Annotated in this window: 22 protein-coding genes; 15 read left to right on the plus strand and 7 right to left on the minus strand. The window is 32.1% G+C overall.

What is annotated here, in order from left to right; translation table 11 throughout:
- The first annotated feature begins 116 nt into the window (after positions 1 to 116).
- From GQS07_RS10470 to GQS07_RS10485, 4 genes are all read left to right on the plus strand, one after another.
- Positions 117 to 965, plus strand: a complete 849-nt coding sequence (locus GQS07_RS10470) for a methylated-DNA--[protein]-cysteine S-methyltransferase (RefSeq protein ID WP_158210755.1) — start codon at positions 117 to 119, stop codon at positions 963 to 965.
- An 84-nt stretch (positions 966 to 1,049) separates the two neighbouring features.
- A complete protein-coding gene (locus GQS07_RS10475; protein ID WP_158210756.1) occupies positions 1,050 to 1,862 on the plus strand; it encodes an OmpA family protein in 813 nt (270 codons plus the stop codon).
- A 138-nt stretch (positions 1,863 to 2,000) separates the two neighbouring features.
- Positions 2,001 to 2,684, plus strand: coding sequence for a phosphoribosylaminoimidazolesuccinocarboxamide synthase (locus GQS07_RS10480; protein ID WP_090406517.1), 684 nt, complete (start codon positions 2,001 to 2,003; stop codon positions 2,682 to 2,684).
- A gap of 77 nt (positions 2,685 to 2,761) precedes the next feature.
- The gene (locus tag GQS07_RS10485; RefSeq protein WP_233269268.1) at positions 2,762 to 3,196 is read left to right on the plus strand and encodes a GyrI-like domain-containing protein; all 435 of its coding nucleotides are present in this window, start codon (positions 2,762 to 2,764) and stop codon (positions 3,194 to 3,196) included.
- A gap of 195 nt (positions 3,197 to 3,391) precedes the next feature.
- Here GQS07_RS10485 and GQS07_RS10490 read toward each other — a convergent pair whose 3' ends face one another.
- From GQS07_RS10490 to GQS07_RS10515, 6 genes are all read right to left on the minus strand, one after another.
- The gene (locus GQS07_RS10490; RefSeq protein WP_158210757.1) at positions 3,392 to 3,628 is read right to left on the minus strand and encodes a twin-arginine translocase TatA/TatE family subunit; all 237 of its coding nucleotides are present in this window, start codon (positions 3,626 to 3,628) and stop codon (positions 3,392 to 3,394) included.
- Between the two features lie 184 nt (positions 3,629 to 3,812).
- Positions 3,813 to 4,883, minus strand: coding sequence for an alanine racemase (locus tag GQS07_RS10495; RefSeq protein ID WP_158210758.1), 1,071 nt, complete (start codon positions 4,881 to 4,883; stop codon positions 3,813 to 3,815).
- Between the two features lie 2 nt (positions 4,884 to 4,885).
- On the minus strand, positions 4,886 to 5,329 hold the full coding sequence (locus GQS07_RS10500; RefSeq protein ID WP_158210759.1) for a GNAT family N-acetyltransferase: 444 nt from the start codon (positions 5,327 to 5,329) through the stop codon (positions 4,886 to 4,888).
- A gap of 536 nt (positions 5,330 to 5,865) precedes the next feature.
- Complete coding sequence (locus tag GQS07_RS10505; RefSeq protein ID WP_158210760.1) at positions 5,866 to 6,981, minus strand: GNAT family N-acetyltransferase; 1,116 nt, start codon at positions 6,979 to 6,981, stop codon at positions 5,866 to 5,868.
- Between the two features lie 100 nt (positions 6,982 to 7,081).
- Positions 7,082 to 7,750 (minus strand): spermidine synthase, encoded by a 669-nt coding sequence (locus tag GQS07_RS10510; RefSeq protein ID WP_158210761.1) that lies wholly within the window; start codon positions 7,748 to 7,750, stop codon positions 7,082 to 7,084.
- Between the two features lie 730 nt (positions 7,751 to 8,480).
- Positions 8,481 to 8,987 (minus strand): helix-turn-helix domain-containing protein, encoded by a 507-nt coding sequence (locus GQS07_RS10515; protein WP_158210762.1) that lies wholly within the window; start codon positions 8,985 to 8,987, stop codon positions 8,481 to 8,483.
- A gap of 303 nt (positions 8,988 to 9,290) precedes the next feature.
- On the opposite strand from GQS07_RS10515, the gene GQS07_RS10520 reads away from it, so the two are divergent.
- From GQS07_RS10520 to GQS07_RS10560, 9 genes are all read left to right on the plus strand, one after another.
- Positions 9,291 to 10,442 (plus strand): M14 metallopeptidase family protein, encoded by a 1,152-nt coding sequence (locus GQS07_RS10520; protein WP_158210763.1) that lies wholly within the window; start codon positions 9,291 to 9,293, stop codon positions 10,440 to 10,442.
- Positions 10,443 to 10,529: 87 nt separating this feature from the next.
- Positions 10,530 to 11,009, plus strand: coding sequence for an Lrp/AsnC family transcriptional regulator (locus GQS07_RS10525; protein ID WP_006258948.1), 480 nt, complete (start codon positions 10,530 to 10,532; stop codon positions 11,007 to 11,009).
- Positions 11,010 to 11,092: 83 nt separating this feature from the next.
- A complete protein-coding gene (locus GQS07_RS10530; protein ID WP_158211371.1) occupies positions 11,093 to 12,097 on the plus strand; it encodes a metal-dependent hydrolase in 1,005 nt (334 codons plus the stop codon).
- 262 nt (positions 12,098 to 12,359) lie between these two features.
- Positions 12,360 to 13,205 carry a pyridoxal kinase gene (gene pdxY / locus GQS07_RS10535; RefSeq protein WP_158210764.1) on the plus strand — a complete coding sequence of 282 codons (846 nt, stop codon included), beginning with the start codon at positions 12,360 to 12,362 and terminating at the stop codon, positions 13,203 to 13,205.
- 231 nt (positions 13,206 to 13,436) lie between these two features.
- Positions 13,437 to 14,306 carry a hypothetical protein gene (locus GQS07_RS10540; RefSeq protein ID WP_158210765.1) on the plus strand — a complete coding sequence of 290 codons (870 nt, stop codon included), beginning with the start codon at positions 13,437 to 13,439 and terminating at the stop codon, positions 14,304 to 14,306.
- A gap of 209 nt (positions 14,307 to 14,515) precedes the next feature.
- Entirely contained in the window at positions 14,516 to 15,664 is a 1,149-nt protein-coding gene (locus tag GQS07_RS10545) for a hypothetical protein (RefSeq protein WP_158210766.1), read from the plus strand.
- A 27-nt stretch (positions 15,665 to 15,691) separates the two neighbouring features.
- Positions 15,692 to 16,891, plus strand: coding sequence for a hypothetical protein (locus GQS07_RS10550; protein ID WP_158210767.1), 1,200 nt, complete (start codon positions 15,692 to 15,694; stop codon positions 16,889 to 16,891).
- Positions 16,892 to 17,186: 295 nt separating this feature from the next.
- A complete protein-coding gene (locus GQS07_RS10555; protein WP_158210768.1) occupies positions 17,187 to 18,230 on the plus strand; it encodes an AI-2E family transporter in 1,044 nt (347 codons plus the stop codon).
- Between the two features lie 31 nt (positions 18,231 to 18,261).
- Positions 18,262 to 18,657 carry a (deoxy)nucleoside triphosphate pyrophosphohydrolase gene (locus GQS07_RS10560; protein WP_410505280.1) on the plus strand — a complete coding sequence of 132 codons (396 nt, stop codon included), beginning with the start codon at positions 18,262 to 18,264 and terminating at the stop codon, positions 18,655 to 18,657.
- A 182-nt stretch (positions 18,658 to 18,839) separates the two neighbouring features.
- On the opposite strand, the gene GQS07_RS10565 is transcribed toward GQS07_RS10560, so the two are convergent.
- Positions 18,840 to 19,298, minus strand: a complete 459-nt coding sequence (locus GQS07_RS10565; RefSeq protein ID WP_158210769.1) for a PaaI family thioesterase — start codon at positions 19,296 to 19,298, stop codon at positions 18,840 to 18,842.
- A gap of 444 nt (positions 19,299 to 19,742) precedes the next feature.
- Here GQS07_RS10565 and GQS07_RS10570 point away from each other — a divergent pair, with 444 nt between their 5' ends.
- Together GQS07_RS10570 and GQS07_RS10575 are read left to right on the plus strand one after the other, a co-directional pair.
- Positions 19,743 to 21,266: a S41 family peptidase gene (locus GQS07_RS10570; protein ID WP_158210770.1), complete on the plus strand. Its 1,524-nt coding sequence runs from the start codon at positions 19,743 to 19,745 to the stop codon at positions 21,264 to 21,266.
- Between the two features lie 261 nt (positions 21,267 to 21,527).
- Entirely contained in the window at positions 21,528 to 22,241 is a 714-nt protein-coding gene (locus GQS07_RS10575) for a sterol desaturase family protein (protein WP_158210771.1), read from the plus strand.
- The last annotated feature ends 15 nt before the right edge of the window (positions 22,242 to 22,256 follow it).

Here is a 22,256-nt window from a genome sequence, read left to right on the forward strand (position 1 = left end):
TAAATGCAATTGTAACTTTTTGATTCTCTTTTAGTTAGAAGAAAAGGGTATAAATAGCAAGAAATGGATTTTTTATGAGTTGATTATTGTTTTACTTTGTAGCAAAGCCATTAACAATGAGTGAAGTAGTCGAAAGTCAAGATAATTATCGCCGCATAGCCCAAGCAATTACCTATTTAGTAGTTCATCATCAAGAACAACCCTCTTTAGGAGATGTAGCTAAAGAAGTTTGTTTAAGTGAGGCCCATTTACAACGCTTGTTTACCCAATGGGTAGGGGCAAGTCCGAAGAAGTTTCTGCAATTTGTAAACATTAATTATGCGAAGTATTTAATACAGCAACAGCAGGCCCCTACATTATTTGATCTAACCGATGAGGTTGGCTTAAGCAGTAGTAGTCGCTTGCACGATTTGTTTGTTTCCATAGAAGGGATGACTCCAGCAGAATATAGAGATGGAGGTAAGTACCTAACCTTTAAGTATTCTGTGGGCAACAGTATATTGGGCGATGTATTGGTTGTTTCAACAGATAAGGGCATTTGTAAAGTTGTCTTTATGGATGAAGGAAGTGAAGAGTTGGCTATTTTTAAACAACAATACCCTAAAGCGACTTTTGTACAAGAAGCTACAGAAGCACATCAGCAAGTGATGGCATTTTTACACGGAGAAAGAGATATAGAACAGATAAAATTACACCTAAAAGGTACTCCCTTTCAAATGCAGATATGGCAAGCTTTATTACAGATTCCGGAAGGACAATTATCTACCTATGGGGCTATTGCTTCACAGATTGGTAACGACAAAGCCAGTAGAGCCGTGGGTACAGCTATCGGTGCTAATCCAATTGCGTATCTTATTCCGTGTCATCGAGTTATACAACAATCAGGTGTTTTGGGAGGCTATCGTTGGGGTATCATACGCAAGCAAGTTTTGCTTAGTCAGGAGTTGTTAAAAAGAGAAGAATAGGAGTGTTTTTGAGAGTGTTTTATATTAAATAATTGATTATGTTTGTGTTGAAAAACAAAATCTAAACTATACTTGTTTAATATTATGAAAAAACTGCAATTAATTACTTTTGGTGTAGCATTAATGAGTTTCGCTTCTATGTCAGCACAAAAAGTTGAAGGTAGAGTGTTTAACCTAAAGACAAATGAGCCAATTAAAGGAAGTGAGATTACATTTATAGACGATGAGGAAAACAAGTTATTATCATTGTATTCAAATGCAAAGGGAATCTACTCGTTTGATGCAGATGAATTGGAAAATGTACACAAAATAGTTACTTCAGCCAAAAACTATAATACAGCAGAAGTGTTGATTAGTGAGGTAAAAGAGGGGTTAACTGCTAATTTTGGATTAAATGAACTTAATACAGAAGAACACGTACAATATTCAATTAGTTATTCTAAGGGAACTGGATTAAAGTTGCCAAAGAGTGAAATTGCCACTACTACAATTGCCAATGTACCTTATACTCAAGAGAAAGTACTAAAAGTAAATACTAAAGCTTCAAACGGAGCAGGTGTAAGTACGTCATTACCTTACTTTTACTATGATTTCAACAGCTCTTATTTGACTGATGCTAATAAATACACAATTGATCAAATTGTTAGCTTTATGAAGAATAGTCCTGATGCGAAAGTTAGAGTACACGTATATTTAGGAACAAAATCTAATGTTAAGTATAATGAGTGGATGTCTGAACGTAGAGCAGATAGAGTAATTGACTATATAATCAGTCAAGGAATCCCAGCTTCACGATTGGAGAAATGGGTAGAAAGAGTTAGTTCTAATGTAGCTCCAAGAGAAGGAGCAAGCAGAGGAAGTGCAGAATTTAGAAGATGTGATTTTGAAGTGATGTAGGCTTTTAGACACAAAATATATCAAATCCTTAGAGGCGAAAGCTTTTAAGGATTTTTTTATTGTAAGATTTCGTCATTAAGTTTAGGCAGTTACTACAATTGTGTTATTTTTGATGCTTAATAACAACACACACAAAATATGACACTAAAGTATCAAGGAAAGACTAAGGATGTATATAGTCTTTCAGACAATCAGGTTCTTTTAAAGTTTAAAGATGATGTAACAGGAGAGAATGGCGTATTCGATCCAGGAGCAAACACAGTTGGACTTACAATTGACGGAGCTGGAAAGAGTGGTTTAAAAATGACAAAGCACTTTTTTGAGGTATTAGTAGAAAAGGGAATTCCTACGCACTATGTTTCTGCTGATATTGAAGACGTTTCAATGGTAGTAAAAGAGGCTATTCCGTTTGGAAAAGGACTTGAGGTAATCTGCAGATACAGAGCTGTAGGTAGTTTCTTTAGAAGATATGGCGCTTATTGTACAGAAGGACAAGCTTTAGATAGCTTTGTTGAGGTTACTATTAAGGATGACGAGAGAGCAGATCCAACTATTTCTGACGACGCTTTAGCAATGTTAGGAATCCTTACCAAAGAAGAGTACAGCATTTTAAAAGACTTAACTAAAACGATTTGCGCAATTGTAAAAGAGGAGTTAGGTAAAAAAGGACTTGAGCTTTATGATATTAAGTTAGAGTTTGGTAGAGATGCTGCGACAAACGACATCATTTTAATTGATGAAATTTCAGGAGGTAATATGCGCGTTTACAAAGACGGAGTTTATATTGCACCATTGGATTTAGAGAGAGAATTCTTACAATAATTGCTAATTTTAATAGCAATACAAATACCCCATAACAGCGATGTTTGGGGTATTTTTGTTTTTTAAAGAATCAATAGATGGAAAAAAAGGGAATGCATATCATTGGCCTTGCAGTAGAGACAACGAATCAGGGAGGACAAGCAATGCGTGATTTAGGGGAATTGTGGCAACGTTTTATACAGGAGAATATCCCCCAAAAAATTGCTAATAAGGTAAACAGCTGTGTTTATTGTATTTATACAGATTATGAAAGTGATTATACGGGGAGTTACACAGCTATTATCGGGGTTGCTGTAAATTCGTTAGAACGCATACCGACTGGTTTAGTGGGCAGAACCTTTGAAGGAGGTAACTTTATTGTCTATGAAGCAGTTGGGGAGATGCCGCAAGCAGTAGGAGAGGCGTGGAATAACATCTGGTCAAAGGATGCAGCGTTAAATCGCTTATACACTTATGATTATGAAGTATATGGTGAAAACGCGAAGGGTGTGAATATTTACATTGCAGTCTAACTATTGTAAACAATAAAGAATGCTTATATACTTGCGTATGTTGCAGTGTCAGCATATCATTACTATGCAATAAAAGTTTCAAGGAGAACATCTATTATGCGGATGTTCTCTTTTTTTATGGGTAAATCAAAAAGAGGATTGACTATAAAAGCAAAAGAGCTATCTCAATTGTGGTAGAGATAGCTCTTTCTCGCATTAAGATTGGGGAATATTGTTATCCACACTCTCTTGTTTTACTACTGTAGGTTGAGTCTTTACAGGCGTTGCTGTATTCACTTCTCTTGTCGCTTCTTTAAATTCTCTAATTCCTGTTCCAAGTCCTCGCATTAATTCTGGAATCTTTTTTCCTCCAAAAAGTAATAGAGCGATTGCAACAACAACTATCAACTCTGAAGGTGCAACTACACCTAAGGGGATGTTTGTTGTAATCATACCGTATGATTGTTCTTGTTATAGAAAACAAATTTAATTAAGAGTATTGTTGTGTAAATATCTTTTAACATTCCTTTGGTATAGGTTTTTCTTAATGATGTGTTGGTGTGTTACCATAAAAAAGAGGAATACCAAGCGTTTATGGCTTCGTATTCCTCTTTCTCAAGGTTTAGTTTGCTGTTATTTAGATAACTTTTTTATCTACATAATCAGAATTCATAATTCTCAATATCCCCATATAATTCATATGAAAGGCAATTGTATCACCTACTTTTAAGTTGTCTGGGTTGTTTCCTAAGTCGATGACCATCATATCAGAACTCGACCCCACCATATCTAATTCACTTTGAATAGGAGTAATGTGTTCAATATCAATATCCAATAATCCAAGGTCAATAATAGCTCTGTAATTCGTACTATCTTCCCATTCAGGATTAAACGTTACTTTTTCTCCCGTCATATTCAAACCAATTTCACCGTCAGGCATCATTGGCTTTTCGTGTAATTCGATAATTTCTGCGTGAAGTTTAAACACGTTTTGCTCACAACTCTCATAAGCCGAGCTATCATAAGCATTTGTACCCATAAACAGCGTTTCCCCAATTCTAAAGTGATTAATAGCCTTAGGCATTGTGTTGTTTAACACAAGGGGAATGGTAACCGATGCGCCACCAGATATATACGGAATCTTTTTGTTGAACTTTAATTCAAGCAGTTCTTTGTAAAGCGACAATTGAATTAGCTTATCACTATTAGGAAGTACCCCATACATACAAGTAAGATTCGTTCCTAAACCAATAATTTCAATATTCGGAAGGTTGAACACTTGCTCATAGAAGTCGATCAAGTCGTCTCTTAAAACGCCTTCTCTCAATTCTCCCAACTCAACCATAATCACGATTCTGTGGGTTTTATCTTGTTTAACAGCCTCAGTAGAAAGCAATTTGATAGTTTCCAGTTCGGTGTTAAAGCTGATATCAGCATACTCTACAATCTCGTCAATACTCCCATTAGGAGCAGGTTTGATGTAAATAGTCTCGATATCAGGGTCAATTCGCTTGATACTCTTTAAGTTAGAAACCCTTGAGTCGCAAATTTGTTTCGGGTTAAGACTTAGTAATTCTCTTAAAAACAAGTCGTTACCACACAATAGTTTTCCAACTACTGCCCATTCTATTTGATTCTCGTCAAATAGTTCAGATAATTTTGTAAAGTTGTGTTTAAGTTTATTTTTATTTAATGTTATAAAAGCCATGCTTATTTTGTTAATCTCATTTCAATATACTTCTTCTCAAAACCTTTTCTTTCGTATAAGTTTTGTGCAGGGTTATCTCTATCCACGTGCAAAGCAATAGAACCTTGAGCTTCTTCTTTAATGCGGTCAATCAATTGACCACCAATACCTTTTCCTCTCACCTTCGCATCTGCAGCTAAGTAAACAAGAATGTGTTCCGGAATAAATCCGTCCATTAATGTGTCCAATACAACAGCAATTCCCACGATGTCTTGTTGCTCATCCTTAGCAATTAAGACAAAACCACCAGGCTTATTATTACGCGCTAAAGCGTAGTCAATAGCCTTTGTAATGTCCTCTTGCTTATCACCATATTGTTCAAGGTGTTGAAATAAAAAGGCAGTATATGTAGCTATCTCTTCGTTTGTGATGGGAGTTTCTTTATTTTTCTTTAAAATAGTAAGCATAAAATAGATGTTTTTAGCGCATTATTCGCGTTAATAATAAAAACCATTGATTGTAAATATAGAATAAAAGTCGGCGTAATAAGGACTTTTATATGAAATGGAATGACCAAAGAATAATGCAAATTATAACAGTGTCATTTTTTAAAAAAGCTAAATAAGCTTGGTTAGATTTCAAATCTGATGAGTACAAATTTACTGAAATATAACAGAATAGGCAAATGGAGTGTGTTTTTTGCTAACAAAATAGGCGAATAATTGCATTAATTCTAAAATGTGTAAAATTATTTGTTAATAAACAAAAGAGGGGCTATGTTCCCAAGTATAAAGGGAATACAGCAGCTAAGGTGTCGCTTTTAAAGATGAAAAAGAGAGGAGATTGTTGTAAACCTTATTTTTTTGTTAAAATAAATAAAGCAGTGGATTTGAAGGGAGATATAAGTAGTTGATTATGAATTTGAAATAGAAAAAAGGACATAAAAAAAGCAGATAACCGCTTAATAAAAGTGTTATCTGCCTATCTATATTGTAGTGAAAAGTTAGATGTCCATACGGTACGTCTTTCTTTCTTTGTGAATAATCGGATTTAGATTTTTCCACAATTGTTGAATCTTATTGTTTTCAACTAATAATGGATTTGTTTCTATGATAGTAATATTGTGTTTAGTGAAACACTTGTAGATTTCTTCAAAAATAGGAGCAGTAACCCCTTTATTTCTGTACTCTGGATCCACACCAATTAAGTAATACTCTGCGTGGTTGTTCTTTTTCATAGCCTGTAACAAATGCCAGAACCCGAATGGGAATAATTTACCATTCGCTTTTTGGAAAGCACGTGAAAAAGAAGGCATTGTAATGGCAAATGCCACCATTTTATTGTTTTCATCCATAATACAAGTAATGAAATCAGGATGTATAAATTGCAAGTATTTCTTTTTATAATGTTCTACTTGGAAAGGCTGAATAGGAACAAAACTCTGTAAATCAGCATACGTTTTGTTTAATAAAGCAAACATCTCATCAACATAAGGCATTAGCTCCTTAATTGTCTTAAACTCTAAAACTTTGACATTGTATCTGTTTTTGACAATAGCAGACATCTTTTCAATCTTCTCTTTGTCGTAAGCTTTTAAGTCAAGTAAGTATTCAATCCACTCTGCCTCAGGTTTAAACCCTAATTGTTGCAAATGAGTAGGGTAGTATTCAAAGTTGTAAATACCAATCATTGTAGCGATATAATCAAACCCTTTTGTTAGCATTCCCGCCTTATCCATATTAGAGAACCCCATTGGACCTTCGATATACTCCATACCGTGTTCTTTCCCAAAAGCAATTACAGCGTCTATAAGCGCTTTAGTTACCTCTACGTCGTCAATCATCTCTAACCATCCAAAGCGTACCTTAGGCTTGTGTAAATCCTTTACCTCAGTCCAATTGACGCAACACGCAACTCTACCAACAAGTTCGTTATTTTTATACGCTAAGTAAAAGCGTACGTCAACCGTTTTGAAAATATCGTTGTTTCTGTCAAAGCTCTTGATTTCCTCTTTAATCATTGGAGGAACCCAATACGCATTGTTCTTGTATAATTTAAAAGGAAATTTAACAAACTCTGTCATTTGCTGGTTTGTCTTCGCTTCTCTAATTTCTACCATTTTAATTCAAGTATTTTTCTTTCCACTAAGTCTAATGCAAATATAAATAAAAGCAGTGCGATATCTATTTTTATCCCATAGAAGTGTTTACGCTATTATCTTATCGCAATTTTTTAATGGTTAATATTTCGTTGTATTTCTGTAGTTTTGGGTGACTTCTAACGGAGTATTCTTCCGGTCGAAATAAGGCACAATACTCTTTATTTCTCCTTTTTTCTAATTCGTTTAATGTAATGGTATTAAACAAGATAAAGCCATTTACATTAAGTATTCGTTTAAGTCTTTCTGCAAAGTAGTTTTCAAACAAAAACGTAGGCATATTAGCATCTTGAAAGATATCTATAACGATTAGATCATAGCGTTTTTGGCATCTTAAAACATACTCAAAAGCATCCATTTGGTGTATTGTATGTCGCTCTGAATACTTGTCTAAATCAAAGTATTTCTGTCCGATATAGACAATAGCAGGGTCTAATTCTACGCTATCAATTTGCTTGTTAAACTTGACATCTTCCCTTAAAAGCGCGATAATATTACCAGCTCCCAGTCCGAGAACAAGTACATTTTCCATAGCTCTTACTTTCTCGTAACCAACGAATTGTAAGCCTTTTTTAAGCACTTTTTCCAGGTTTCCATAAGAGTAGTTGGTATGTTCAGTATCCACTACCAATTGGCCGCTATTCCACGTTACTTCAAGCTGTTTGCTAACTTTAGACGGAATCTTCTTTTCTATAATAGGGGTAAAATAACTAAGGAATCTTTTAATCATCTCATTTTACTTGCTAAAAGTCAAAGATAGTTTAAATAAATATTTAGTCATTCTCAAACTTAAAATAAAGCTAATAAGATAGTGTATTTACAAGGCTTTTTTCTCCTTTAAAGGGGAGCTAAAAGTAAGCTTTGCCTGTTTCCGAAAACCTAAGAGAAAAGGGAGTTGGCTTTTTTAAAAAATGAAAAAAGTGCCTTTAAGCGCGTATGAAGCAGGTTGTAAAAAATAGCTGATCCCAGCAACGGTGGGGGAGGGGAGGTGTTTTACCTTTTTAGCAAGAGGATAGAAGAACTGTTTTAGGAGAAAAAATCAAGGAAAAATCAGTTCTTTTTTATGCAAAAAATGGCGTTTTTATTAATTGATGTCTAAAACTAAGGAAAACCGCGGAATTAGCTCTATGAAGACTTCAAATGATAGCCGTAAGCGGTTGTATACACGTATTATATATGTTTTCATTGTAACTTGTTCGAGACATATTCGAGACAAGTACCATATTCGTTCGGAAATAAGCCTTTTTTCCGAAGAAGTGTGGTACTAATGTGGTACTTGTTCCGAACTTGATCGCATTAAAACCTTGGGAAGTCTTGAAAATAAAGGGGAGAAGAGAGAGTATTGTAATAGAAATAACACCATTTTTAGGCCAAAATAAGGTTTAAAAATAGTGTAGATACAAGTAAAAAAAGCTCTTTTTAAAGGCAATTTACTGTATAAAAAGAGCAGGTAATGTATATTATTGGCGTGGTTTAAACTGTTTAAAAGTACCGTCTTTATAGAAAACAACGATCTGATCTACGTTAGAATTTACGTGTAAAGGGAATTGGTTTAAGATAGAATCACTGTTGTTAAGCGCAGCGTTATCTCCTTGTTTTTGAACTGTATTACTATTGCTTTCTTGTGTTTTATTACCCGTTTGATCATCTTCTTTCGAAGTAATTATATGACCAGTCAAAGGGTCAATAGGAGGGGCAATTGTAGGAGTAGGTTGCTGTATAATTTTAGTGATAGAAGTAACATTTTCACTCTCTATATAATTACCTTTTCCCTTCAATAACCAGGTTAAACTGATCTCAGGAAAGGCATCATTTATCTTCATAACAAAGTCTAAACTTGGCTTGTTTCTACCTGACAATAGGTGAGACAAACTTGACCTTTGAACCCCAATTTTATCTGCAAAAGCAGAGGCAGTATAGTCTAAATTTTCAAGAAGAAAAGCGAGCCTGTTTACAAAATGTTCCATAGTAAATTGTTTAAGAAAGTGAATGAATCAACTGTTTACAAATGTAATAAAAATAATGATATCACAAATGTATACAACGATAATATTGTAAATAGTATTAAATTTAAGGTTTAGGTTACTTCTGTTTTTTATTTGGTAATCAATTGATTATGATTATGAATTTAAAAATGTAAACTTCTAAAGGTTACGTTACAGCTGTGAATAGGAGATTTGTTTACATTTGTAATTAAAACACTTTTTTAAATTGTTTACAAATGTAAAAAATAAGTTGTTTACATTTGTAATTGTAAAAAAATAGCAGATATGAACTATCAATATTTAGTAGAAAAATACACCTATCATAAAATAAGTGGTCGATATATTACGAGTGAAAAAATAGCTTCTTTTTTGAACGACTTAAAGGATTACTTTAAAGTAGAGGTCAAAGGAAAATCAGTTGAAGGAAGAGACATAAAAACGGTGACTTGGGGAGAAGGACCAACGAAGATTTTTATGTGGTCACAGATGCACGGAAATGAATCGACAACAACAAAAGCTGTACTCGATTTATTAAACTTATTGAACGAGGAAAAAGAGTCTTTTATAGCAGATTGGAAAAAGCGTTTTACGTTTTTAATTGTACCTATTTTAAATATAGATGGGGCACATTATTATACGCGAGTAAATGCAAATCAAGTTGACCTAAATAGAGACTCAATAAATTTGACTCAACCCGAAAGTCAGTTGTTGCGAAAACTTTTTGAAGACTTTAAACCTGACTATGCATTTAACCTTCACGATCAACGAACTATTTTTGGTGTAGGAGATCAACCAATGCCAGCAACGATTTCTTTTTTAGCACCTTCTTATAATGAGGAACGTGAGATAAATGCTAATAGAGAAAAAGCTATAAAATTAATTGTAGCAATGAATCAAGAAGTTCAGAAAGTGATTCCAGGACAAGTAGGAAGATTTGATGATGGATTTAATATTAACTGTATAGGAGATTATTTTCAAAGCCAAGGAGTTCCAACAATCTTGTTTGAAGCAGGACACTATCAGAATGATTATAATCGAGAAAAAACCAGAGAAATTGTATTTTTAAGTTTATTATCTGTAATTTGTAGTATATTTACTAAGAATTATGAGAATAATTCTATAGAATCTTATTTAAGCATTCCGGAGAATCAGAAAAGCTTTAATGATGTGGCAATTGGACCAGTTTCCTTGGCTGGTAGTAAAGAAGAATATATTGTGAAAATTCAGTATTTAGAGCAATTAAAAAATAATAATGTTAAATTTTGTCCCATTATTGTGGATATTATTAAAAAAGAAAGTAAATTTGCCCATCATTATATAAAAGAGAGTATAATTTTTAAGAACTCTTTGGTTAAAATAGAAGATGCATTAGATAAAAATTATCTTGAGGTTGTAGATTCTACCGTATCTCAGGATAATGGATTATTAAATAAATAATAAAATTTGTTGTTTTTTAGAAAATAAGAATTTTATTTAGTATTATTGTACAGAATTATAGATTATAATAAGATAAATAATTGTTTTATGAGTAAATTTCGTTTAGATGAAATCGATCACCAAATCTTAGATATGTTGATTGACAATACGAGAGTTCCTTTCACAGATATTGCAAAAAAATTACTGATTTCTGCAGGTACTGTTCACGTTCGTGTTAAGAAAATGGAAGATGCAGGAATTATCCAAGGTTCTTCATTAACATTAGATTACGAAAAATTAGGATATGCTTTTATAGCTTATATTGGTATTTTCCTACACAATACTTCGCAAACTAAATTTGTATTAGAGCGTATTAACGAAATTCCTTTCGTAACTGTAGCACACGTTACAACTGGTAAATTCAATGTTTTTTGTAAAATTAGAGCGAAAAACACACGTCACGCAAAAGAGGTTATTTATATGATTGATGATATTGAAGGAGTTTACAGAACTGAATCAATGATTTCTTTAGAAGAAAGCATCAACGATAAAAAACGTTTAATGCATACGATTTTTAAAGAATTATAAGAGATCAAACACTTATAAGAAGAAATAATAAAAACTGCCCTATGGCAGTTTTTTTTTTATTTGTATTTTTGAAAAAAAAGTTAATGGATTCTTTAACACAAATTGTATTAGGTGGAGCTGTAGGGAATGCGATAGCTGGACGTAAGATTGGTAATAGAGCAGTTTTATATGGTGCTATAGCAGGAACAATTCCAGACTTAGATGTTCTATCTGTATTTTTTACTGATCCAATATCCGCTGTAGAAATGCATCGAGGGGTTACGCATTCTATTTTGTTTGCCATTTTAGCTTCTTTTATGTTTGGCTATCTTGTGTACAAATTAGAAAAGAAAAACGGCGTTACCTATGAAGAGGGATATTGGTTGTTTTTTTGGGGGTTGTTTACACACGCGTTGTTAGATATGTTTACGACTTGGGGTACACGATTACTGTGGCCTTTTGATTATGCTTTTGCTTTTAAGTCTATTTTTGTCATTGACCCTCTATACACTATTCCGTTTATCTATTTTTTGGTTCGTTCTATGCGTGAAAAAGTAGATATAGACAGGAGGATGCGTTTGAATAGATTAGGTATTTATGTTAGTAGTTCATATTTGTTTTTAACGTTGTTGTTAAAAGCAGTGGCTTTTTACGAGTTTACTGATGCTTTGGATAAACAAGGTATTAAGTATAAAGAAATGTCTGTTAAACCCACTGTAATGAATACTATTTTGTGGAATGCAATGGTAGAAACAGATGATGCTTTTTTAATTGGCGAGTATTCATTTTTTGATCATTCAGACATTACATTCCAACGTTTTGATAAAAATGAGCATTTCATTAACAATATAGCTAATCACAATTTGTTTAATAGATTAGTGAAAATATCAGAAGGTTATTATACTTTTTCTGAATACAATGATGAAATTCACTTTAATGATTTGCGATTTGGTTTGTTGAAGAATGAAGGAGAAGATGTTCAGTTTGCTTTTAGTTACCGATTTGTTGTAAATGAAGACGGTGAGTTACAAGCAGAAGAGGTTAAGAAAGAAAGAAAAGATGGTGTGAAGTTGCTAAAACGACTATGGATTAGATTGCAAGGAATATAAAAATAGAAAAGGAGCATAATAGCTCCTTTTTCTTTTTTAAAGCAATTTGAGCAACTTTAAACAAAAAAAGAGGAGTTTGTATGCCTTAGGTGTAAAATCGCTTTAAAAAAAGTTGTTATGAGTAAATATGTTTGTAATAACTATTCTGCTCGTTAATTTTAAAATACTTTTGTACATAGGTTATTTTTATAGCTGATAAAAGGAGTGTTTAATAGTTCAAATAGTTTTTAATTTAAAAGTATTTGAAATCATTATTTAGAAGATGGAAATATTTGAAAGAAATATCATTTCTATTCAAAGTTTAGTTTCGGCAGGTTATGTTGGAAATAGTGTTGCTGGTTTAGCAATTCAGTTACACGGTATAAATCCTATTATTTTGCCGACAGTTATGCTGTCGAGCCACGCTGAACAAAATATATATTACGGAGATGTAGTTTCTCCAGATTTATTCAAGAAATTGATAAGAGGTATTAGCGAGGTTGGACTTCGAGAAAAAACCAAGTTCGCTGTCAGTGGTTATATCAATACTTCTGAGTTGATTGATGTGACAGCAGAATTTATAACGGGGTGGAAAAAGGTTCAGAAAGAGGCTATCTATATATACGATCCTGTATTAGGGGACACTCGCGCAAATGGACTGTATATTCCAGAAGCTATTGCGAAGCATTCTGTGGCTACATTACTTCCTTTATGTGATGTGTTGACTCCAAATCAGTTTGAATTAGAGTTTATTGTAGGACAAAAAATTACTACTGAAATTGAATTAAGCTCTTTAATAGCAGATCATCCAATTTTAAATAATAAACGAGTTATACTTACAAGTGCCGTGTTGGCAGATACACCAGCTGGCCAAATAGAAGTTATAGTTGTAGAAAATGGCCAAATTTCGAGATTTAGTACAGAAAATATACATATTGAGGTAGTAGGAACAGGAGATTTGTTTACAGCTATTATGACTTCTCAATTAGCTAATGGCAGAAAAGTAGGCGATGCTATACAAAATGCAATGAATTTTGTTTGTAGTGTGTTGACATTTACCAAAGAAAATGGATTAACAACAATGAGTGCTTCAGCGATTATACAAGCATATCCTCTGTTATTGCTATAGTTTTTTGAATTATACGTAACTCATTGGTTATTAGTGTTGTAAATAATTTAAAAATAATTTAAAAGGATTTTAACTATCTTATTTTTATTAATTTTGAAATATAGTAAAAAATGAGTTTTTTGTTATATAAATTAGAATGAATAGGGTTGTTATTCAAAAATATTGAGCTAATTGTTTAGTATTAACTAAAAATATATTTTTTGATTAACGTAGCAAAAACTAAGTTGAAATATGAGGAAAGTTATACTTCTTTTATTGGTTAGTATGACCATTATAGCGTGTTCTGGTAGCGATAACAGTGATGTTCAAGAGATGACAAAAGAAAAACTGCATTTGTCTTCAGAGAAGTCTACTGTTGAGGAGGGGAAGGCAGTACATTTTGTTGTTTTAGATGGCTCTTCTTTAGATGTCAATGCTGATTTATATGTTGAGGGTGTTTTAGTGCACAATCCGTATAAATTCTCTGAAATAGGAAGTTATAAGGTTACAGCAAAGAAAAAGGGGTATGAGAATAGCAATCCGATAGAGATTACTGTGATTAAAAAAACAGGATTGAATTACTTAAATATCAATAAACAGTATTACGATATCAAAAGTGTCTCAATGTCTGTGGAACAGATAAGTAAAATAGATTATGAGGCGAGTAAGGAGTATTATGTTGATAAAGCGATAAGATTACCGAATGGAGAATGGTATAATATTTATCACTTTGATATTAGAATTAACGGTAGTACTGGGTACGAAAGATTTGAAATATGTTATTATGTACCAAATAAAACAATTGTTGCTAAAGACAATAACATTATTGATTATGGACAGCGTGTCTTGCCAAGTGAAGTAGATAGTAAGGATATAATTTATCACAACTCTTGGGTTGTAATAGATAATTATGATGCTGCAAGAGATTGGAATCTTGCAAGTTCAGAGTTAGAAGTTGGAGCAGATAAATTAGTGAATAAGGGAGTTGGAGTGGGGTATTTGGGATTAGATACTAAAGGATCGTTTGAAATAATATATAAAGATGGAAATACGCCTATTCATATTGTTTATGACGGTGTAATTAGATTTTGTGAGAAAACAGAAAACGTAAGTGATTTTTAGATAAATAAATATTTATTGATAAGAGATTAAAAAGGCCTTTAGCTACAGTAGCTAAAGGCCTTTTTAATTACATAAAGCATTTATAATTAAGGGATGTTTATAAAATATTTGATTTGTTTATTTTTTAGTGTTAAATGTGTTTGATTGTTGATATTTTTTCTAATTAAAATGCTCTTTATTTGTTTTATTAACCATAATTAGTATTTAATATGAAGAAATTGTTATTTTTTCTGATCACTGGATTGTCTTTTCTGTCTTGTAGCAGTGATGATAATCAGGTAGCAGAGACGAAAAACCAAGAGCTTTTTTTAATTGTAGAGAACACGTCAATTTTTGTGTACGACTCTTTGTCTTTTATTATTCAAGATGCAAATGCGGATAAAGTAGATGCTGAAATATATGTAAATGGAGTAAAAGCTTCTAATCCGTTTGTATTTGAAAAGGAAGGTCAATTTGATGTGATTGCAAGAAAAAAAGGAGCTTTGGATAGTAATGTTGTCAAAGTTAATGTAGGGACTAAACAATTGGTTTTGGAAGTAGACAAGGAAAATTTATTTCTACAAGGAAGGGCGTTGTTTAGTGCTACTTGGCAAGGAGAAGATGTGTCTTCTAAAGTTGCGATTTACAATATAGAGACAAATGAAATTGTTCAAGATAAAATGTTCTATGGTGATGATGTAGGAGAATTTAAGTTTCGAGCAAAAGGAAAAGGATTCATAGATAGTAATGTGATTACTATTAATGTAGAGGAACGTCAGACAGAAGGGAAGTTCATTATAAATGACAATGAGTATCTTATTTCTGGAGTATCTATTAGTGTTGAACGTATGGATGTGGTAAATGAAACAGATGGAGAGATTTTTGAAATAGATAAGGTTTTTGATTTAGGAAATGGGTTATATGCAAATCAATATAATTTCCTTTTCAAAAGTTATCAATCAGGTAAATTAGAGCGTGTGTTCTTTACATTCTTTGTTCCTAATGAAACGATAAAAGTAGAAAATGGTGCAATAGTAGATTTAGGAAGACGTGTTTTTCCAAATGAAGTAAATTCCACATTGTATTTTGAAACTTGGGTTGTCGTGAATGATTATATGTTCTACAGTACTTTTGAGGAATCTGAAGCTTTTTTAAATGTTAAGTCTTTGAAAGTGAAAGATAAAGGGTATAATGCAGGAATTGATGGTATAGATGCAGAAGCTTCTTTAAATATTTCATATAAAGATTTTGAAGCTGATATTTTTGTTGACTACACTGGTAAAATTAATTTTTCTGAGATTCCTGAAAGCAATCAAAGTGAAAGTGCAATTCGCGTAAAGAATGCAATATTTAAGCCAACTAAAAGTAATGTGAATTAGTTTTTTAACTATTTAAAAATGAAAGAGATGAAAAATTTATTATATGGTATTATAGCATTTTTTGTATTAGTAGGATGTTCTAAAAATGATGATAGTGTAGATGCTATTACAAATAATGGGGCACTTGTTTTAAAAATAGAACAAAAAGATTTGACAGTTGGTGAAGAGGTTAAGTTTATTGTTACTAACGCAGAGGGCGGAGGTATTAAGAGTAATATCTTTATTGATGGTGCGCCAGCTTTAACAAAGCATATCTTTAGAAGTGAGGGAACTTTTAATATTATTGCTAAAAGAACAGGCTATACAGATAGCAATACTTTAAAAGTAACCGTTGGTGCTAAAAGATTGCTTTTAAAAGCAGATAAAACAAAAGTCAATGTAAATGAGTATGTAACGTTTTCTGTATTATACAACAATAAAGAGGTAAATGAAGAAGTGTTTATTTATAACAATAAAACAAATGAAGTATTAGATTCTCCTTATTTTAAGCCAACTGAAGCAGGTACTTATAGTTTCATAGCAAAGTCAACAGGATATAGTGATAGTTATGAAGTGACTATAGAGGTTAATGCTCCTGTAGATAGGTTTGTTTTAAAAGGGCAAACTTTTGCTATAGATGATTATATTTTAGTATTGAGTAGAGAATTGCATATTGATAAGCTTGGTAACGAAAAAGTAGTAGATGAAGTTAGAGAATTGCCTGATGGCCGCTTAGCAAATGTCTATTATTATCTATTGGGTAGAAAGATTGGTGAGGATTGGGATGTTGTATTTGTAGATTTTCTTGTAGCAAATCCGAGTATAATCAAGAAAAACGGAAAAATTGTAGATTACGGAGTACGTGCATTGCCCAAAAAAGGAGAAGATAATATGATAGAAAGTATTTATGCTAATGTTGAAGGAGATATTTACGATGTGTACTTTGATGAAATATTAGATTCAAAAGTAGTGCTTCAAAATTTAGAAGTAGCAAAGAATGGATTGTTTGATGATGATTATGATTATAAAGAACACGATGACGATCGTTATTTGAATGGGACAATCAATACAGAAATGTCTATTAAATCACCGATAGGGAATCTTGAAGTATTTTATAATTCATCGATTAGATTTTATGATAAGGTGTCTTATATTGAGGAAGTTGAAGAATTTAGAAGAACTAATAAATCAACAAAAGCTAAAAGCAGTCAAAGAAGTAATTTAGTCAAAGAATTACAATTAAAATAAAATAAAAAAACTCCATAGGTGTAAAACTTATGGAGTTTCTTTTTCATAGCATTTTAGTAATTTTATAAGAAGTGGTAATTATTCTACATCTTACTGATACAAATATAAGTGAGTGATTTTGTAAAATGACATTATATGTTGTTTTTTAACAAATGTTATCCCAAAGGGATAAGCATAGCCCTCTATCCAATAAGTTTTTGTTGCGATAATAAAAATATTGTTTATTAAAATTGATTTGAGATACAATTATAAAGGGGTTTTCATAAATTTAGCAAAGTTTAAAACTCATATTGTGATGAATGATAAAATAAAATCAGCAATACCAAGTGGTATTTTAGTGCAAATAGCATTTTTACTTGTTATTGTTTTCGTATTCTTTTTATTGGTAAAGAATTTAGTTGTGTTTTTACCAGGTTTCTTAGGAGCTATCTGTCTGTTTGTTTTGTTGATCAATCCATTTCGATGGCTAACAGAAAAAAAAGGTTGGAAAAAAATATGGTCAATAGTAGTTTTGATCATAGGTAGTGCTTGTTTAATCTTAGGTCCGATGTACTTGTTGATTCAAACATTAACTAAGAAAATATTAGTTATGTTGGACGATAAAGACAAGATAAAAACAGGAATTAAGAGTGTAGTAGATTTGCTTCACACGAAATACAATATTGATATTTTTGACCAAAGTAATTTAGAAAAGGCTACTGAAATAGGAGGTAAGGTATTACAGTCAATTGTCAATACCTCAGTGAATGGACTAATGGAAATAGGAGTTGCTTATCTATTACTTTATTTTATGTTGGTTGATTATAAATCAATAGAACGTTGGTTTAATAAGTACATTCCCCTTGGCAGAGCAAATATGGACAATATGAAGATTGATATGAAGAAATTAGTAGTTTCAAATACGATAGGTGTTCCGTTAACTGCTTTTTGTCAAGCTGTGGTTGCTTATATAGGATATTTGATATTTGGAGTAGATGATGCTTTTGTCTTTTTTGTATTAACAGGATTTGCTGCAATGATACCGGTAGTTGGAGCGGCGTTAATTTATATTCCTTTAGTTGGTATGTTAATAGCACAAGGCGATACTACAGGTGCAATTGGGCTATTGCTATACAGTTTGATTCTTGTGGGGTTATCTGACAATTTAATTCGTTTTATGTTACAAAAGCGAATGGCTGATGTACATCCTTTAATTACAATATTCGGTGTAATAGTAGGGGTTAATCTATTTGGATTTATAGGAATAATCTTTGGTCCAATCTTATTTTCATTATTCTTCTGGTTAATTAAGATATACCGCAATGAGTTTGTGGTTCCAAATGATAATAAACAAGCATAGTAAAGTTGATTATCTTTGTACGCAGTAAAAAATGAAAGAAATGCTTAAAGTTTGTTGTGCAATAATAGAACATCAAGAGAAGATATTAGTTGCTCAAAGAAGTGAAACAATGTTGCTTCCTCTGCAATGGGAATTTCCAGGAGGGAAAGTAGAAGTAGGGGAAACGGTTGGGGAGTGTATTGTTAGAGAAATAAAAGAAGAGTTAGCTATGGATATTACCGTAGTTAAGCCGCTGACCCCAGTGATACATCACTATGATACTTTTTCACTTGAATTAATTCCTTTTGTTTGTAGCTGTGAATCGGCTCATTTTGAAAAGAAGGAACACAAGAATATTGTTTGGAGTGATAAGCAAAGGTTAATGGATTTTGAATGGGCAGCAGCAGATATTCCTATTGTTCAAGAGTATTTGAAAACTGTATTCTAAGAATAGAACTAATGTTCTTTGTTTGCTTTATAGCATTAGGAGCCCTGATTTGGTAGAAAGCTTAGTTTTGAAGACTGAGATAAATAGAAATATATAAAATAATACAAGGGGTGTCAATTTGATACCCCTTTTTATAATTATTGCGATGTTTTTAGTAAGTAATCTTACTTCAGTACGAAAGGTTATTCTTCTTTTAATCGAATAGCTAAAAGTTCTCCAGTAGCACATACAACATCATTTGCGCTAAGCCTCATATCTACCCATACTTTACGGCCTTCTATGCTGCGCAGTTTACCTTTTAATAGCAAAGGAACACCCATCGGTGTAGCGGCTTTAAAATCAACTTTTAAGGACGCTGTTACACAACGTACAGGAATAGGGCTTACTTCAAGGGAAATGCCTTCCTGTTTACACAGAAAAGCCGCAGCAGAACCAGTACCGTGGCAATCTAATAAAGACGCAATTAATCCACCATATACACTTCCAGGAAGAGCAGTATATTTAGATTCTGGAGTAAACTCGGCAGTAGTTTCCTCTCCAATTAAATAAGTTTTGAGTTGGTAACCATTAGGATTGTTTTTTCCACAGCCGTAGCAATGCGCTAAGTTTTCAGGGTATAAGTCTTGAATTGCTTTTGTCATAAGTCTTTGTTTAATAGGTTAGTTTCTGTAAATATCAACAATAGATTTTAGATTGACAAACAGTTGTTTTTAATAGATTTACTTGAATATTATACTCTTTAAAGAGCAATGAAAGCTCTTAACAAGAATATAAATATGTAAAAATATGTACTCAGTAAGTTTTATTTTCTTAAATTCGAATAAGTAACACCTTAAAATATGAAAGGATAGTATATGTCAAGTCAGATAGTATATGAAAAAAAGAAAACTTAGTAGTAATATTATATAATAAAAGTTAAGTTTATCTGTTATATAAAAATATAAAGTATTTAAGAATAAAGCTAATTAAATTATAATAGCTTGTATTTACTGTAAATGGAAATAGAATCGTGAGATAGAAGTGAACTTCTAAAAAAAGAGTAATGTTTTTTACAGGTTCTATTCAATTAAATATTATACTAAGAAATGATTAAAAAAGGTTTATTATTAGTTACCTTATTAGTGAGTCAATGTTTTGTTTTTGGTCAAAAGAAATATTCGGAATTAACACAAGAAGATTATCTTGAAGACTTCGACATTTTAATCAATATCGTAAAAAATCAACATCCAAATCCATATCGCGTAATATCAGAGAAAGACTTTGATAAGAAAGTTGCGAGTATAAGAAAGACTTTAGAAGAGAATCCGAGCTATGCTACGTTTTTACTATCAAATCCTATACCTTATATTCACGATGCACATTCTTCTTTGTCAACAGATACAACTATTTTTGAAGACTTTACTAAGGAGACTCATTTTTTTCCTTTAGCTACGCTTGTCTTTAATAGTAAAGTATTTGTTAATCAGCACAATCCGTACATTCCACCAGGTAGTATAATTAAGAGTGTCAACGGAATTGAAGCGAGTAAGATATTAAGTCGTATAAATGTGAGTAGTGATGGAGAGATCAAAGCTGATGATGCTAAGGATTTTACGTTTTATATATCGCTAATGTTTCCAGATGCTAAGGAATACGTTATTACTTATCAAGATAGTTTAGAAAGTGAAGAGGTAAAAGAAGTGACAATCAATACAGTGAGTTATTTCCGGAATTTTTACAACGTTCAGAAGTCAATTTTACCATTCGATTTGATTACTTATTCTTATGGTATTTATGGTAGAGAAGTAAATGAAGATACTTATATTTTGACAATAAAAACGTTTGCCTTTTCAGAAGAGTTTGCTTATCAAAAGTTAAGTGCTTTTTTTGAAAAATTAAATGAAAAAGGAATTAAAAACTTAATCATAGATATTCGTAGTAACGGAGGAGGGCTTTTAAGTAATATTCCATTATTTTATTCTTTTATTTCAAAAGATAAGGTGTTTAAGAATAGTTACCGTTATGCAACGAAAGTTGTTGATATAAAAGTTCGAGAGAATTTAATAGATGGTAGCGGACGTCAGTATTCTGATTTAGATATCAAGAATATGAACAATTTTATGTTGCAGCGTTATGATAAAAGTGAAGATGATGAGTATTATTATGGTAACAATCGCTTAGACGAATCGTATGTAGAGAATTATCCACGTGATAGAAATGTGTTTGAAGGGAATACCATATTATTGATAGATAATAATACGGTGTCGGCAGCAGCTTATTTTGCAGCTTTATTTAAAGAGAACAAGAGAGGAGTAGTGATAGGACAAGAAACACGTACTTGTAGTAATTTTACAACTGCATCTTGGTTTATAAATTATAAATTGCCGAATACACAGACAATTGTTGATCTACCTCGTTCGGAAGTGTTTTTTAATAATTCAGCAAGTAAAAGCGGTGCTTGTAGAGGGGTAATTCCTGATTATGTTGTAGATGAGACGATGTTTTACGCTGGTTTAGTGGAAGAAAAAGATCCAGAGTTAACAATGGCATTGGATTTAATTAAAAGACAAATTGGACTTAATGTAGCGGAGTTAAGTACGAAAGAAAAAGGAAAAAAACAGAAAAAATAATCTGTGCTATAAATATAAAAGTAAGAGGCTGTCCTAATAAAAGACAGCCTCTTTTTTATTTATTTCTTTTTAAGAGGCAAAGAAGAAAGGCTATAGAACGTAGATGTTTTTTCTTTAAAGGGGGTATTTTAGAAATAAAAAATGAATTGTGTAACAGCATATTTTTCGATTATTTTAAAGGTTATTAAAAGAGAGGTACACAAATATTACACTACTTTTTGTAAGTTTGCTTTTGCTATAAAATATTATTGTTAAATATCAATGTTACAGGCCCTTTCACACTTATCGTGGTTACAATTATTATTGCTGAGTTTAGCAATAAATATCGTGCTTTTTGCAAGTTCGGTTGGCTTGTACACATTAGTAAAAAAGTTTTCAACACAGGAATTAATTCAAGAGAAAGAACAGAAGTTATCCAAGGGGGATTTACAGCTTGCATTATTGGTCTTAGTTTGTAACTCAGCTGTATTTCTGTTAGGTGAATATCTTTGGGAACGTGGTTTTATCATTGTTTCAGAGAAGGAGTCAGTCTTTACCATTTTACTACAAATAGGTGTCTTAGTTGGTGGAATGGATTTCCTGATGTATGTTTTTCATCGCATAGCACATTTACCAGGGCTTTATAGTTTAGTACACGGAAAGCATCACGAACATAGTAGTGTCAATATTTTAAGCTTATTTGTCTTACATCCCGTTGAAGCAATTGGTTTTGGGATGCTCTTTATTGTTCTATTGCTATTGTATCCTTTCAATGTATGGGCAATCACAGCATACTTAACAATTAATCTAATTTGGGGCACAATTGGACATCTGAATCAAGAGGTTTTAAAAGAAACGAGATTAAAAAAATGGATAAGTAAGGTGTTGTGCTTAAGTGTTTTTCATAATCGTCATCATCAATACCCAGATTGTAATTACGGGTTTTATACTCTATTTTGGGATAAAATATTTAAGACCTATAGAACTGAAAACTAATATATTATTACAAGC

Origin of the sequence: Myroides phaeus (assembly GCF_009799805.1) — a bacterium.
Taxonomy (GTDB): domain Bacteria; phylum Bacteroidota; class Bacteroidia; order Flavobacteriales; family Flavobacteriaceae; genus Flavobacterium; species Flavobacterium phaeum_A.